Source organism: Bradyrhizobium algeriense (assembly GCF_003062295.1).
GTDB classification, from domain to species: Bacteria; Pseudomonadota; Alphaproteobacteria; order Rhizobiales; family Xanthobacteraceae; genus Bradyrhizobium; species Bradyrhizobium algeriense.
Genome location: NZ_PYCN01000149.1, coordinates 1 through 1,218, shown reverse-complemented (window position 1 = coordinate 1,218; position 1,218 = coordinate 1). Strand labels below are relative to the sequence as shown.

The following is a 1,218-nucleotide window of genomic DNA, read 5'->3' as shown; positions in this document are numbered from 1 at the left end:
TCCGCGGGCGTCTGATCCGGATGTCGGATGAGGAACACGTCTTCCTGCTGACCCAGCATCACATCGTCTCGGACGGCTGGTCGCTGGGCGTGCTGGTGCGTGAACTCAGTCAGCTTTACCGGGCGTTCCTGGCGGGACAAGACGATCCGCTGCCGCCGCTTGCGATCCAGTATCCGGACTATGCTGCCTGGCAACGGCAGTGGCTGGCTGGCGAGCGATTGCAGAAGCAGGCGGAGTATTGGCGCAACACCCTGGCTGGCGCGCCGGCCCGTCTGGCCTTGCCGACGGACCGGCCGCGGCCGGCGCGGCCGTCGTTTGCCGGGGCCACTGTGCCTGTTGTCATCGATGCGGATCTGACGCGGGAGTTGAAGCGGCTGAGCCGGCAGCATGGCACGACGTTGTTCATGACGGTGCTGGCGGGCTGGGCGGCGGTGCTGTCGCGTCTGTCAGGGCAGGACGACCTTGTGATCGGGGTGCCGAGCGCCAATCGCGGCCGCCGCGAGATCGAAGAGTTGATCGGCTTCTTCGTCAACAGCCTGGCGCTTCGGCTGGAGCTGTCGGGCGAGCCGAGCGTGTCGCAGCTTCTGGAACGGACGCGGCGCACGGCGCTGGCTGCGCAGGAGCATCAGGACCTGCCGTTCGAGCAGGTAGTCGAGATCGTCAAGCCGCCCCGGCATCTCGATCACACGCCGTTGTTCCAGGTGATGTTGGCCTGGCAGAACAACGCCGTCGGGTCGTTCGACCTTGCCGGGCTGAGCGTGGAGGCTGCCGGGGAAGGGCTCGATCAGGTCAAGTTCGATCTGGAGCTGAGCCTAGGCGAGTGTGATGAGGTCATAGCCGGAACGTTTGATTATGCCACGGCGCTGTTTGATCAGGCGACGATCGAGCGGCAGCGTGGTTATCTGCTGGCGCTGCTGCGGGCGATGGTTGCCGATGCCGGGCAGCCGGTCGGCCGCATCGACATCCTGCCGGCCGACGAACGCAGCTATCTGCTGGAGGAGTTGAACCGGACGGCGGCGGCCTATCCGTCGGAGCGGTGCATCCATGAACTGTTCGAGCAACAGGTCCGGCGCGCACCCGAAGCGGTCGCCCTCGTCCATGAGGACGAGCGCCTGAGCTATGGCGAGCTCAATGCGCGGGCCAACCGGCTGGCGCATCATCTGATCGCGCTCGGGGTCAGGCCGGATCAGCCGGTGGCGATCTGCCTTCAGCGTAGCC

General features: G+C 66.2%; 1 protein-coding gene. It reads left to right on the top strand.

What is annotated here, in order from left to right:
• Positions 1-20 precede the first annotated feature (20 nt).
• On the top strand, positions 21-1,218 hold a 1,198-nt coding region (locus tag C7G61_RS42795), incomplete at its 3' end, for a condensation domain-containing protein (RefSeq protein ID WP_244608789.1).